The organism is Vibrio qingdaonensis (assembly GCF_026191675.1).
Taxonomy (GTDB): Bacteria; Pseudomonadota; Gammaproteobacteria; order Enterobacterales; family Vibrionaceae; genus Vibrio; species Vibrio qingdaonensis.
On the sequence record NZ_JAKRRY010000023.1, the window covers coordinates 53,381 to 67,285 of the forward strand.

Sequence of the window (13,905 nt, forward strand, 5' to 3'; positions counted from 1 at the left end):
GTCAATTAGTCTATAGGTATACTTTATACCAACCATACCTATAGACGCCTCGATGTAAGCATTCCCCAGCACATTTAAAGCAGTTCGGATACCACGTCCGCAAGATGCATAAACGACTCACGCCTCGAGGAACTCGGTCTCCACACCAAACCAATCTCTCGATGGGCTTGCTGACCGGGTGGTTCTATGACAATTAAATTCTGGTTGTCTAGTAAGCCATGTTCAATCGCCATTTGCGGGATAAACGTCGTACCTAAACCATTAGCAACCATTTGTACTAGAGTATGTAAACTGGTGGCGCTAAATGGGTTAATTTTTTCTTTTTTTGTCAATTTACAAGCCGACACGGCATGCTCAGTTAAGCAATGCTCATTTTCAAGTAGGAAGACCGATTCATCGGGAAGATCGTCATATTTAATCGGCACTTGAATACGATCGGCCTGCGTTCTGCTGATGACCATTTTAAAAGGGTCTTGGCCAACGATACAGCTCTCCATATTGCCAATTTCCATCGGCAGTGCCAGAATCAAAACATCTAACTCACCATGCTTTAGTGCCGCCAACAAATTCGATGTCGTATCCTCTCTAAGTAACAAATTGAGTTGCGGATAGCGTGCATTCACTTCTTGTACTAAGTCGCACAGCAGAAAAGGAGCGATGGTGGGAATACAACCTAACTTAATCTGCCCTTGCATCGCATCACCTTGGCAAAAATCACCTAGCTCTATCAAATCTTGCCCTTTCGCTAGCAATTCTCTTCCTTGCTTAACGACCATCTCTCCGGCTTGAGTGAAGACTAACGGGCTTTTCTTATCCTTTTTTTCATAGAGAGGACAGCCAATAAGCTCCTCAAGGTTTTGAATGCCTTTACTCAAGGTAGATTGACTCACAAAACAACGCTCTGCCGCCTCACTAAAATGCCGAGTTTCGCTGAGCGTCACGAGGTAGTGGATTTGTTTTAAACTGGGCCATTTATTCATATTTACTGCCTACTTTTTTCGCTGCATTCAAAAAAGGAATGAGCAAGAACGACTCATCGTTTTTTTCGATTAAATCAATCTATTAATTTCGCTTTTTTCAATACTACAATGTGTACTATAGTTTGTCTCGTACAAACACGGACCAAACCGAACACGGTTTGAATTAACCTATTTTAGGAGCAAAAAAATGGTACTAGTTGGTCGTCAAGCCCCAGACTTTACTGCAGCAGCTGTTCTTGGTAACGGCGAAATCGTTGATAACTTCAACTTCGCTGAATTCACTAAAGGTAAAAAAGCAGTTGTTTTCTTCTACCCACTAGATTTCACGTTCGTTTGCCCATCAGAGCTTATCGCGTTTGATAACCGTCTAGCTGACTTCCAAGCTAAAGGCGCAGAAGTTATCGGTATTTCTATCGATTCTCAGTTCTCTCACAACGCATGGCGTAACACTGCTATCGAAGATGGCGGTATCGGTCAAGTTAAATACCCTCTCGTTGCTGATGTTAAGCACGAAATCTGCAAAGCATACGACGTAGAGCACCCAGAAGCTGGCGTTGCGTTCCGTGGTTCTTTCCTAATTGATGCTGACGGCCTTGTTCGTCACCAAGTAGTGAACGATCTGCCACTTGGTCGTAACATCGATGAAATGCTTCGCATGGTAGACGCACTAAACTTCCACGAGAAGAATGGTGAAGTTTGTCCTGCACAATGGGAAGAAGGCAAAGCAGGTATGGACGCATCTCCAAAAGGTGTTGCAGCTTTCCTATCTGAGCACGCAGAAGACCTATCTAAATAATTGAAACCTTCCGCCCCATGCTCACGGGGTTGATGGTTGGAAATAATAAAGCGGACACCGCAGCCAATCATTGAAGAGATTTTCAGTTAGCCGAATCCAAGCCCGAGTTTTTACTCGGGCTTTTCTCATTTGTTGCCCAGTGTTCACTATCCTCTGCTAGTATCTCCACTGCGAGAAGGCTATATTAATTGTCTATCGAATTCGTGGACCATGCTATGACCCGTCAACTAGTAACCTACCAACTTGAAGTTTGTATCGATAATATTGAGTCACTGCGATACGCCATCGAAGGCGGTGCTACTCGCATAGAACTTTGTTCCTCTTTAGCTTTAGGCGGTCTCACTCCGAGTGCGGGGTTTATGATGCAAGCCGCGAAATATAGCCAAGTCCCTGTCTATGCCATGATTCGGCCTCGACAAGGTGACTTTCTCTACAGCCCACTAGACGTTGAAATGATGGCGCAAGACATCAGCATTGCAGCCAATATGGGGATGGATGGCGTGGTATTAGGCCTCTTGACACACGATGGCTACCTAGATATCAAAAACTTAACCGCTTTGGTTTCGCAGGCGCAGCAACTCGGCTTAGGCGTCACTTTTCATCGAGCGTTTGATCAATGTAACAATGCGCCAGAGGCCCTTGAGCAAATTATTGCGCTTGGATGCGAGAGAGTACTCACTTCCGGACTGGCAAGCTCTGCACTCGCAGGTATTGAATGCTTGGAGAGATTACACCAGCAAGCAAAAGGGCGTATCAGTATCATGGCAGGGGCTGGGGTATCACCAGAAAACGTTGCTCACATCATCCGTCAAACAGGCATTACTGAACTCCATTTATCAGGAAAAACTACTCGACAAAGCACCATGTCATTTCGCGCACCACAAGCTAAAATGGGTACAGAAGACACCGACGACTACGCCGTGCCGATTACAGATAAGAGCACTATTAAGCAGACCGCCGACATGATTAGAGCCACCATTGCTAAACGCTAAAAGCGTCAGCGATGGTTCGGTCAGTCGCTCAATACTGATGACCATGAGAAAACATTACGATGCTAAACAATCATTTTTATAACATTGATCTCAACTTACTTCGTACATTTATTGTTCTCATGCAAGAAAAAAACATGCGTAAAGCCTCTGAACGTTTGTTAGTTTCGCAACCCGCGATAAGTCAGACTCTGCAAAAGCTTAGGCACCATTTTAACGACGAACTGTTTGTAAAGGTAAGACAGGGGTTAGAGCCTACCCCCTTTGCTCTCAACTTGGAACGTGCAGTCAGCCCCCATCTCAATAATTTAGAGTTGGCATTAGGAAAGCTCAATGAGTTCTCACCTGAAGAGTTATCAGGAACAATGAAGATTGCTCTCTCTCCTCATATTCTTCCTACCATTACAGGGACGCTGTTCACTGCATTGCGCCGTGACGCACCCAATCTCAATATTGAGTTAGTGAACTGGGGGGGCAACACCAATGAGGATATCCTAAGGGGGGATGTTTTTTACGGTGCCCATTACGATTTAGATGGTATTTCGAAAGAAATTTCCCGAAATAGACTAATTGATATAGAAGGTCGAGCCATCGTTAGACAGGGGCACCCTATCACTGACAACATAACAACACCGCAGTCTTTTGATGGCTTCGAGATAGCCTCTCAGTTGCTACCTGGTTTTAATGATAACGTCTGCCTAGCCGCCAACATTCTCAACTCACTCGGCTGTAAGACTCGGGTGGGATTTCGTTCTGAAGTTTTACTCGCACTTATTGATGTAGTGCGTAACACTGACCTCGTCCTTCCCCATTCCAACCTATTTCCAATCAAAAATTTTCCAGAACTCCGCTCTATTATCATTCTGCTTGATAACACCATCCCACACTACAGTCTCTATAGTTACACCCACAATAAAGACAGAAATTCACCCACTAGAAAGTGGATTGATTCCGTGCTGATTAACGCCATCAAGCAGCAGATAACAATAAATACTGACTAACCCCACTCAATTCACCGGGCAGCCTTGTAACCTTCCCTCCGACATCCCCTTTCCTCCCTCTTATTACAGTCATAAGCAATACTACTTAGTCTCTAATGACTCAAAAATTTACACTAAGCCGCATCTTCTATCTAAGTCAACGGAACGACGAGAAGTTAAATCCTATTTACTTATATGGTTAAGATTATGATGAAAAAAGCTTTATTAATGGCTAGCCTGCTCGCAGCTCCGTTTCTCACTCACGCGCATACAATTCAAGTGTCCCCAGAACTAAAGATCGGCGCATACCGTGGTGCTGGTCTTCAGGTTGGTCTACCAAATACGTTAGGTTTTGACGCTGTCTTCTTTGACTATGGGCACACTCGCTACTCCAGCAATGCCTATGACGAGACGTTACATAGCTACCGTGTCGGACTGCAGCAAATGTTTGGTCAAGCTGCGACTCATGGTTTTCAGGTAAGTATCGGTGGTGTGCAGTACGATGGAAGCAAAAGAGAAGAAAGTCGCAGTGCGACTGGTGTTAGCATTGGTGCCAACTACGTCTATCAGATGACCGATAATTTAGCGGTAAGAACCGGACTTGATATCAATGTGTTCGATAATCAACAAACCTATATACCAGCAGACATCTTATCAAACTGGAATTTAGGTTTCATCCTACGCTTCTAGCGCCAGAGTTATCGCGACCTCTAGATCGTAATTCGGTCTAGAGGTTAACAATCACTATTTAAAGTTAAGTTATTAAGCGTTAAGTTATTAAGAGTTAAGTAAGTCGTCAATGCTCTGCTCACCAAGATGGCGAACATCTTTTCCTTTCACGAAATAAATAATGTACTCACAAATATTCTGACAACGGTCACCGACTCTTTCAATTGCTCTCGCCGACCACATCACCTGTAATACGCTCGGAATATTCTTCGGATTTTCCATCATGTAAGTCATTAACTGACGAATCACGGCCTCATATTCAGCATCGAGCTTATCATCCAGCTTATACGCCTCAGCTGCCGCATCGACATCCATGCGAGCAAACGCATCAAGAACTTGATGTAACATGCTAATCGCTTGGCGGCATAATGGTTCGAGAGATACATGAAAACTTTGCTCTTTCGTGGAAGGGGTCTCAATCGCCACTCTCGCAATACGCGCAGCAACATCACCAATACGCTCTAAATCGGTAATGGTTTTAATTATTGCCATCACTAAGCGCAGATCTTTGGCTGTCGGTTGGCGTTTAGCGATAATACGGGTACACGCTTCATCAATAGACACTTCCATGGCATTCACTTTATGATCGTCACGAACCACTTTTTTAGCCAGATCAATATCATCGTTATGCAACGCCTGTAGTGCGAACGAGAGTTGTTGCTCCACCAGCCCTCCCATAGTGAGGACGTGGGTACGGATTGACTCGAGTTCCGCGTTAAACTGACCTGAAATATGACGACCAAAGTGCATGAGTATTGTGTTCCTCTATCCGTAACGACCAGTAATGTAGTCTTCTGTTTGCTTTTGCAGCGGAGATGTAAAGATGGAATCTGTATCTGAGTACTCTACCAGCTTTCCTAAGTGAATAAACGCAGTATGATCGCTAACTCTTGCCGCTTGTTGCATGTTATGAGTCACCATTACAACCGTATACTTTCTCTTTAAATCGTTAATCAGCTCTTCAATCGTCAGAGTTGAAATGGGATCAAGCGCTGAAGTCGGCTCGTCGAGTAATAATACTTCGGGTTCAATCGCGATGGCCCGAGCGATCACTAACCGTTGCTGCTGGCCTCCCGATAAACCAAATGCATTCTCATGTAGGCGATCTTTCACTTCATCCCATAACGCAGCAGCACGTAACGAACGCTCAACGGCATCATCGAGATTGCGACTGTTGCGCACGCCCTGCAAACGCAAGCCGTAGACAACATTTTCATAAATCGATTTAGGAAAAGGATTGGGCCGTTGAAATACCATCCCTACTCGTCGTCGTAACGTCGCCACATCCACTTTAGGGTGATAAATATTATTACCATGCAGTCGTACATCCCCTTGCACACTGCAACCTTCAACTAAATCATTCATACGATTCATACAGCGTAGTAGCGTCGATTTACCACACCCAGACGGACCGATAAACGCCGTAACTTGCCCTTTAGGAATTCGCATCGATACATTATGCAGGGCCTGCGTACTGCGATAGAACAAGTTTAAATTCTCTATTTCAATGGCCGTCTGATCATCGGTGAGATCATTGACGTCAAGTGGTGTGGGATAACCTAAAGTTTGGTTGATAGAAAACATCGTTAATCTTGCCCTAGCGTTCGGTATTTTTCTCTTAAATTATTACGAATAGCGATCGCCGTTAAGTTCAACCCAACAACCACTGTCACCAATAAAAAAGAGGTGGCGTAAACCAGCGGACGTGCCGCCTCAATATTGGACGTTTGAAAACCAATATCATAAATATGAAAGCCCAAATGCATGAACTTTCGCTCTAAATGCAGAAATGGAAATTGAGCATCAACAGGTAAACTCGATGCCAATTTCACCACGCCGACTAGCATCAAGGGAGCAACTTCACCTGCTGCGCGAGCGACGGCCAATATCAGCCCTGTAATAATAGCAGGGCTAGCCATGGGTAACACAATTCGCCACACCGTTTCAAACTGTGTCGCGCCCAATGCCAACGAACCATGTCGAGCTGATATTGGGATTCGATTTAACCCTTCTTCCGTGGTCACAATAACCACAGGTAGAGTGAGTATCGCCAGAGTTAAGGCGGACCATAACAGACCGGGTGTACCAAATGTCGGTGCTGGTAGACGCTCAGCATAAAACAGTGAGTCAATTGACCCGCCGATCGTATAAACAAAAAAGCCAAGGCCAAAAACGCCGTATACAATTGACGGCACACCCGCCAGATTAATCACCCCGACGCGGATCAATCGAGTGAGCCAGTTATTTTCGGCGTACTCATGCAAATACAACGCGACGATTACCCCGAGCGGCATCACTAATACGGACATAATCAATACCAGTAAAACCGTACCAAAAATCGCGGGGAACACTCCGCCTTCAGAGTTAGATTCTCGCGGTTCATCCGATAAAAACTTCCACACCTGCCCACCCCAATGAGTCAGCTTTTCAGACATTGACATCTGATTAGGGTACCAAAAATCGACAATGCGACTTAACGGGATCTCAACTCGATCCCCTTTCATATCCGACACAACTAATAGTTGGCTATTTAAGATCTTTCTTAACTCATCCAGTTCCAATTCATGCTGTGCCAGTTGCTGTTGAATTATCGCTTTTTGTTGCTCGTACTTCGCAGAAGCCTCTTCCGTTAATGTACCATTCAACGCCTCCCTACGCTGCTTTAAGCGCATAGATTCCAACTGGTGTCCTAAACCTCGAATTCTTCGCTCTATGATCGTATCGATATCTTGGCGAGTCTGCTGAGCGTCTATCAAAGCGTCATCAAGCCGCTGCCGGATGTTAGACACCACGACACCATCAAAAGTACTAAACGCGGTAATCTCACCAAAAAAGTTGCCGCCTCTTGTTCGCTCAATAACAACAAGATCTGCTGGCGTCTGTTGTTGATAGAGCTCTGGCTTAAGTACTGACAGAAAGTCCATTCCATACAAATCGCGATTGGCAATTTTAATGCTCAAACGCTTCACTTTACCGGATTCAACTACCGACGTTGGCAAAATGTCACTCGCGTTCGGAATGGTATGCGTCGAGACCCATGTTTCAGAATACACTTGGCCGATTAAGCGCTCGCCATTGATGTCTTGCCATTGATATAAAGGGGCTGGCCAAAAATACGCCAAGCCTTTCCAGCCAATCAGCAGCAATAGACCCAACACGGAAATTAAACTGATACTCACCGCGCCGCCAGTAAGCCAGACCCATGGAGCGCCAGATTTAAACCACTTAAACATAGCGCGTTTCCTTACTCTGCTCACAGTGCACTGTATTTATCTCTCAATCGCTGTCGCACCCATTCGGCCATGGAGTTCACCACAAATGTAAAACTAAACAAAATCAATGCTATTAAAAACAGCAACCTATAATGGGTACTGCCTACATCAGATTCGGGTAACTCTACCGCCATCGTGGCAGAGAGGGTTCTCATTCCTTCAAAAATATTCCAATCTAAAATAGGAGTATTGCCCGTTGCCATCAGTACAATCATGGTTTCTCCAACCGCTCGGCCCAGCCCCATCATCACAGCGGAAAAGATCCCTGGGCTGGCGGTTAGCAGCACAACATACAATAGGGTCTGCCACTGTGTCGCCCCTAATGCCAGTGAGCCGTCACATAAGTGCTTCGGAACGGAAAAAATGGCGTCTTCGGCGATAGTAAAGATCGTCGGTATTACGGCAAAACCCATTGCAAACCCGACAACTAAGGCATTACGTTGATCATAATCGATGCCATGCTGAGCTAAATACACTCTAACATCCCCTCCAAATAGCCATACCTCCATGTCATAGGAGTACGTCATCATTAGATAAATGGCGACTAAGATGACTGGAATTAGGGTAAAAGGGTGTAAACCACTCGGTAACTTTGTCGTTAACTTTCTTGGGATTAAATACCAGACTACGCCCGTCGCCAATGATAACAATGGCAAAGAAATAAGTAGCATCATGACGGCTGGTAAATGACTTTCAACAATGGGAGCAAACCACAATCCGGCGAGAAAACCGATGATGACGGTTGGTAGCGCCTCCATCAGCTCAATGGTTGGTTTGACGACTTTACGCATGCTTGACGACATGAAGTAAGCGGTATAAATCGCACCAAATATCGCAATAGGCACGGCAAATAACATAGCAAACCCAGCGGCTTTAAGGGTACCAAACGCGATAGGAACGAGACTGAACTTGGGTTCAAAGTCATCATTGGCTGCAGTGGTCTGCCACACAAACTCTGGTTCTGGGTAGCTTTCATACCATACTTTTCCCCACAAAGCGCTCCAAGAAATTTCCGGATGATCGTTGTCTATTTTTACCACATGAAGTGCATCACCAATTACTAACGCCGCATAACGATTATTATTTGATAAGGCGATACTATGCACGTCCCCAGCTGGGAGCGGTATATTCAAGAGCGCCCTTTCACTTGTTGTATAGCGCCCGTCCAATTCGCCATTCGCCAATTGAACATAGAAGCCTTTACTTAACGTTTCTGGAAGCACACGCTCGACAGGTGCTGAGAAGTCAAACGAACGTATGGGTGTCAGCGTTCGCTCTCTATTCGCCAACACATCAAACCATTGCCAGATCTGTTGGTTTTGATACTGAATCAGCAAAGAATATGCGCCAGAAAGCAGTTCCATACTCATCACTGGAGATTGAGAAACAGCTGATAAATCCACCACTTCTCTCAATACTAACGCCTTATCCTGCAACACTAAGACATACAATTCATTCGCCGCTCGCGCATACACGACATCTGCGCTAGGCGTTAACAGAATTTGCTCAACCTCAGGAAGAACAAAAGACGTGGTAATGATGTTATTTTGTATTTCTGGTTGGCTCTCAAATCGAGTTAGAGGCGTCGCCACTGTTGTCTGTTCCGTTGTGGCGTGCCCCATCGATAAGGCATCTTGTATTAGGTGAACTCGCCCTAAATTATCAAGAGTAACGAAAGAGATGATATTGTTATTTCGCACCGCTGACGCTAATTCAATCGGTCGGTCATCCGTGCTAGCCGTAATCCACTTCCTCTCATTTCTCTTATGTGATGCTAGCGCATCGTCATTTTCACTTTGAATAATCGAGGGCTCAATGGCGGTAATTTCATTGCTATTTCGAGTCAAAATTAACAGTTTAGATGAGGCGGTGACGACATCATTATCTTCGGCATATCGCTCTGTCGTGCTCTCTCCTGTCGCCAACGATCTCTGAGTAACTAAGCCATCTTGAGTATAGAAACGCACATTCTCAGCATTATCATCGACAACCGACGCTATAATAGGGGTACTGGTGATCATCGGTACGGGTTGCAACCAAGTCGTGGTCGCCCCGGAAAAGATAGGGAGTGTGACAAAAGCTAAGTAAACAAAAATAAAGATCAATCCAGCAAGTACACTAAGTCCACCAAACGAGACGATCCCTCGAGCAAGCCGATCTTGAATCTGACGTTTACGATCTTTGGTATGCAATGAAAAGCTGGCATTTGCCATAATTTACATTCTATCTCTTGATGATGTTTGAGGCTCTAAGAGGAATCCGTCCCACATTAGATTATGGGATAAAATACAAGCTTGCATGAAATGCCTCAACATAATATGTCGTTTACGTGACAATTATATTACACGGCCTCTAAGGTACTGAAAATCATAAACTGTCGTTGGTTGCCTTAGAGCTTCTATAAAAGTGTCACAGAAGCCAACCAAGGTGCACGGTTTAGGTTTTATTATCTCGCCCTACAAGGGTACTAACAATGGTTGATCCTATGAGTGCAGAAAAATTCTATGTTGAAAAGGAGCTTAGCTGGTTATCATTTAACGAGCGAGTCCTACAAGAGGCGGCTGATAAAACCGTTCCGCTGATAGAAAGGATCCGTTTTCTAGGCATTTTCTCCAATAACCTTGACGAGTTCTATAAAGTTCGCTTCTCCGATGTCAAGCGTCGTATTTTGATCAATCAAGAAAGTGGCAATAGTGATAAGTCCAAACGCCTCCTTTCTAAGATGCAAAGTAAAGTGCGTAAGCTGAACCTCAAATTTGATGAACTCTACAATGAACTCATTTTAGAGATGGCACGTCGGCGCATCTTTCTTGTCAATGAAACCCAACTGACTGAAACCCAAATAAAATGGATTCAAAAGTACTTTCAAAAGAAAGTGCTCCCTCACCTCACTCCATTATTACTTAAAGATGAAATTGATGTATTGCAGTTTTTAAAAGATGAGTACGCCTACATTGGGGTTGATATAAAACAAGGGCAGAGTTCGCAGTACGCACTACTCGAGATCCCAACCGATCACCTCCCTCGATTTATTATGGTGCCAGAACAAAAAGGAGAGCGTCGGAAGACCATTATCTTACTCGACAATATTATCCGTTATTGTCTAAACGATATCTTTCGGGGCTTTTTTGATTATGACGAGCTAAATGGTTACTCGATCAAAATGACGCGCGATGCCGAATATGATCTTAGCCATGAAATAGAACACAACCTACTAGAACAGATGTCAGAGGGGGTGAATCAGCGCCTAAGCGCAATGCCGGTCCGCTTTGTCTATGAAAAAGGCATGCCCAATACAATGCTAACCTTTCTTTGTAAAAAGCTAGGTATTTCTAATTACGACAGTTTAATTGAGGGCAGCCGATATCATAATTTTAAAGACTTCATCCGCTTCCCTAACGTAGGGCGTGACTACTTAGAAAATAAACCGCTACCACCGATGCGCTGCGCCGATTTCGATGGCTATGACAATCAATTTGATGCCATACGAGCACAAGATATCTTACTTCACTTTCCATACCACTCATTTGGACATGTCACCGAGTTAGTTCGTCAGGCATCTTTTGACCCGAAAGTACGAAGTATCAAAATCAACATTTATCGCGTAGCTAAAGATTCACGCTTAATGAACTCCCTCATCGATGCGATTCACAATGGAAAAAACGTCACCGTTGTCGTAGAACTACAAGCTCGCTTTGACGAAGAAGCAAACATTGAATGGTCAAAAGTCCTCACCGATAACGGTGTCCACGTGATCTTTGGTGCTCCAGGGCTAAAAATACACTCAAAATTACTGCTTATTAGCCGAGTAGAAGACGGTAACATGGTACGTTATGCCCATATTGGCACCGGTAACTTCCATGAAAATAACGCACGTTTCTACACCGATTTCTCCCTACTTACCGCCGACCAAGATATCGCTGATGAGGTCAGACATGTCTTTGGTTATATTGAAAACCCTTATCGTCCGGTCAAATTTGAACAACTCATTGTGTCTCCACGTAACTCACGCAACAAACTGTACCGACTCATCGACAATGAGATCGCCAATGCACAAGCAGGAAAAAAAGCACGCCTAACCCTAAAGCTCAACAACCTAGCGGATAAAGGGTTAATCAACAAACTCTACTTGGCTAGCCAAGCAGGCGTAAAAATAAACATGATCGTTCGCGGAATGTGTTCTTTAGTGCCCGGGCTTGAAGGGATAAGCGACAATATCACCATCATTAGTATCGTTGATCGCTTCCTTGAGCATCCTCGAGTGCTCATCGCACATAACAATGGTGATACAAAAGTGTTTATTTCCTCCGCAGATTGGATGACACGAAACATTGACCATCGCATTGAGGTCGCGACTCCAGTAAAAGATGAGCGCCTGAAACAGCGCATCATCGACATTATCAATATCCACTTCACTGACACCGTCAAAGCTCGTCGTATCGACAAAGAGATGAGTAATCGTTATGTTTTGCGTGGCAATAAAAAGAAAATTCGTTCGCAAGTTGCTATTTACGACTATCTTAAACACGTAGAGAAACAAACAAAAAAAGCGAATAAGCGACGGTTATAAGATGAGCCTGAACAACATAGACACCAATAAGCAAGTCGCTGCGATTGATTTAGGTTCCAATAGCTTCCATATGGTCGTTGCAAAAATTGTCGACCAAGATTTACAGATTGTCAGCCGACACAAACAACGGGTTCGCCTGGCATTGGGCCTAGACAGCGAAAATAATCTAGACAATGGTGCAATTGAACGTGGGCTAGAGTGCCTAGCTATGTTTGTAGAAAGGCTCCACGGCTTTGATGCTGGTAACGTACGGATTGCCGCCACACACACCTTACGCATTGCCAACAACAGTGCCAGTTTTCTTCAACGCGCCAAAGAGATTCTCCCTTTCTCGATTGAAATCATTCCAGGAGAAGAAGAAGCCCGGCTTATTTATACTGGTGTGGCGCATACTCAGACAGAATCGAGTTCAAAGCTTGTCGTAGACATTGGCGGTGGAAGTACCGAACTCATTATTGGTGAAGCCTTTCGGCCTACCTTGCTCAATAGTACTCAAATGGGGTGTGTCAGTTACACGAAAAAGTACTTTGACAACGGAAAACTCTCTTCAAAAAACTTCTCGAAAGCCATATTGTCAGCTCAACAACGTCTAGAAGCACTCGCACCACGCTATAGAAGATTAGGTTGGGAGGTGGCTTTCGGCTCATCAGGCACCATTAAGGCCATTAAGGCGGTCTTAGTTGGTATGGGTTACGATGATGGGGTCATCACCCTTAAGCGTCTACACAAGTTGATTGATACACTCTGCGATTTTAATTCTATTGCTCAGGTGTCGCTCTCCGGTCTAACCGCTGAACGGCAACCCGTCTTTGCCGCTGGTGTCGCGATACTAACCGCTATTTTTGATAGCCTCTCTTTAGATGATATGCATTTTTCAACGGCAGCATTACGTGAAGGGTTGCTCTATGAAATGGATGACCAACTGCAACGCACAGACATTCGAATGCGTACGGCAGAAAACCTCGCAAAAAAACATTTTGTTGATATGGTGCACGCCAACAATGTTCGATTACAAGCTCGTGACTTTTTGTATCAACTGCACGATACTTTCAACCTGAAAAAGAAAAGCAAGCTATACAGTTTAATCGAGTGGGGTGCATTACTTCATGAAGTGGGCCTCAGTATCAGTTATCAAGGCTTTCATCGTCACTCTAGCTATTTACTTAGATACACAACGATGCCTGGTTTTAACAGCGAAGAGCAACTCGTGCTTGCGACATTAGCACGCTTCCAACGAAAGCAGTTGAAACGACAAGAATTACCTGAGTTCTCACTGTACAAAAAAAAACATTTAGAAGTGCTAATCCGAGTACTAAGGCTGTCCATTATTCTTCATGGCCAGAGAAGTGAAGAGCCTAGACCGACTATGAGGTTAATTGTAGAAGAGAAGGATAACTGGTTGCTCTCAAGCACAGAGGAGCATTGGTTAATAAATAATAAATTACTTCACGCTGATCTGCAGACTGAACAAACCTATTGGCGAATGGCTGGTTGGACACTCACTCTATCGTGACACCACAAATTGAGCCCCCCTATCCATACAATACGTTTACGCATAGGGGATAAACAATAACGACTGACCTATAATT

The 13,905-nt window shown here is 44.4% G+C and carries 11 protein-coding genes; 6 read left to right on the forward strand and 5 right to left on the reverse strand.

Translation table 11 applies throughout. The features are described 5' to 3' along the window. Window positions 1-74: 74 nt before the first annotated feature. Entirely contained in the window at window positions 75-980 is a 906-nt protein-coding gene (locus tag MD535_RS16320) for a hydrogen peroxide-inducible genes activator (RefSeq protein WP_265676094.1), read from the reverse strand. Between the two features lie 187 nt (window positions 981-1,167). Between MD535_RS16320 and MD535_RS16325 the strand changes: the two genes are divergently transcribed. The 4 genes from MD535_RS16325 to MD535_RS16340 all read left to right on the forward strand — a co-directional run bounded on the left by MD535_RS16325 (window position 1,168) and on the right by MD535_RS16340 (window position 4,435). After that, a complete protein-coding gene (locus MD535_RS16325) occupies window positions 1,168-1,776 on the forward strand; it encodes a peroxiredoxin C (protein WP_250618263.1) in 609 nt (202 codons plus the stop codon). Window positions 1,777-1,991: 215 nt separating this feature from the next. Beyond that, window positions 1,992-2,768, forward strand: coding sequence for a copper homeostasis protein CutC (locus tag MD535_RS16330; protein ID WP_265676095.1), 777 nt, complete (start codon window positions 1,992-1,994; stop codon window positions 2,766-2,768). Window positions 2,769-2,827: 59 nt separating this feature from the next. Next, complete coding sequence (locus tag MD535_RS16335; RefSeq protein WP_265676096.1) at window positions 2,828-3,766, forward strand: LysR family transcriptional regulator; 939 nt, start codon at window positions 2,828-2,830, stop codon at window positions 3,764-3,766. 186 nt (window positions 3,767-3,952) lie between these two features. Continuing rightward, the gene (locus MD535_RS16340; RefSeq protein ID WP_265676097.1) at window positions 3,953-4,435 is read left to right on the forward strand and encodes a hypothetical protein; all 483 of its coding nucleotides are present in this window, start codon (window positions 3,953-3,955) and stop codon (window positions 4,433-4,435) included. 87 nt (window positions 4,436-4,522) lie between these two features. On the opposite strand, the gene phoU is transcribed toward MD535_RS16340, so the two are convergent. From phoU to MD535_RS16360, 4 genes are read right to left on the reverse strand one after another with little or no spacing between them, the layout of a single operon-like run. Beyond that, entirely contained in the window at window positions 4,523-5,224 is a 702-nt protein-coding gene (gene phoU, locus MD535_RS16345) for a phosphate signaling complex protein PhoU (protein WP_265676098.1), read from the reverse strand. A gap of 15 nt (window positions 5,225-5,239) precedes the next feature. After that, window positions 5,240-6,058, reverse strand: a complete 819-nt coding sequence (pstB, locus tag MD535_RS16350; RefSeq protein ID WP_265676099.1) for a phosphate ABC transporter ATP-binding protein PstB — start codon at window positions 6,056-6,058, stop codon at window positions 5,240-5,242. 2 nt (window positions 6,059-6,060) lie between these two features. After that, entirely contained in the window at window positions 6,061-7,707 is a 1,647-nt protein-coding gene (gene pstA / locus MD535_RS16355) for a phosphate ABC transporter permease PstA (protein WP_265676100.1), read from the reverse strand. A gap of 20 nt (window positions 7,708-7,727) precedes the next feature. Next, entirely contained in the window at window positions 7,728-9,959 is a 2,232-nt protein-coding gene (locus MD535_RS16360; RefSeq protein WP_265676101.1) for an ABC transporter permease subunit, read from the reverse strand. Between the two features lie 272 nt (window positions 9,960-10,231). Between MD535_RS16360 and ppk1 the strand changes: the two genes are divergently transcribed. Further along, the gene (ppk1, locus tag MD535_RS16365) at window positions 10,232-12,316 is read left to right on the forward strand and encodes a polyphosphate kinase 1 (protein ID WP_265676102.1); all 2,085 of its coding nucleotides are present in this window, start codon (window positions 10,232-10,234) and stop codon (window positions 12,314-12,316) included. A 1-nt stretch (window position 12,317) separates the two neighbouring features. Next, window positions 12,318-13,829, forward strand: a complete 1,512-nt coding sequence (gene ppx / locus MD535_RS16370) for an exopolyphosphatase (RefSeq protein WP_265676103.1) — start codon at window positions 12,318-12,320, stop codon at window positions 13,827-13,829. Window positions 13,830-13,905: the final 76 nt, after the last annotated feature.

What these genes read in the sequence shown, in the direction of transcription:
- MD535_RS16320 (WP_265676094.1), bottom strand. Translation starts at nt 980, where the DNA reads ATGAATAAATGGCCCAGTTTAAAACAAATCCACTACCTCGTGACGCTC.
- MD535_RS16325 (WP_250618263.1), top strand. Translation starts at nt 1,168, where the DNA reads ATGGTACTAGTTGGTCGTCAAGCCCCAGACTTTACTGCAGCAGCTGTT.
- MD535_RS16330 (WP_265676095.1), top strand. Translation starts at nt 1,992, where the DNA reads ATGACCCGTCAACTAGTAACCTACCAACTTGAAGTTTGTATCGATAAT.
- MD535_RS16335 (WP_265676096.1), top strand. Translation starts at nt 2,828, where the DNA reads ATGCTAAACAATCATTTTTATAACATTGATCTCAACTTACTTCGTACA.
- MD535_RS16340 (WP_265676097.1), top strand. Translation starts at nt 3,953, where the DNA reads ATGATGAAAAAAGCTTTATTAATGGCTAGCCTGCTCGCAGCTCCGTTT.
- phoU (WP_265676098.1), bottom strand. Translation starts at nt 5,224, where the DNA reads ATGCACTTTGGTCGTCATATTTCAGGTCAGTTTAACGCGGAACTCGAG.
- pstB (WP_265676099.1), bottom strand. Translation starts at nt 6,058, where the DNA reads ATGTTTTCTATCAACCAAACTTTAGGTTATCCCACACCACTTGACGTC.
- pstA (WP_265676100.1), bottom strand. Translation starts at nt 7,707, where the DNA reads ATGTTTAAGTGGTTTAAATCTGGCGCTCCATGGGTCTGGCTTACTGGC.
- MD535_RS16360 (WP_265676101.1), bottom strand. Translation starts at nt 9,959, where the DNA reads ATGGCAAATGCCAGCTTTTCATTGCATACCAAAGATCGTAAACGTCAG.
- ppk1 (WP_265676102.1), top strand. Translation starts at nt 10,232, where the DNA reads ATGAGTGCAGAAAAATTCTATGTTGAAAAGGAGCTTAGCTGGTTATCA.
- ppx (WP_265676103.1), top strand. Translation starts at nt 12,318, where the DNA reads ATGAGCCTGAACAACATAGACACCAATAAGCAAGTCGCTGCGATTGAT.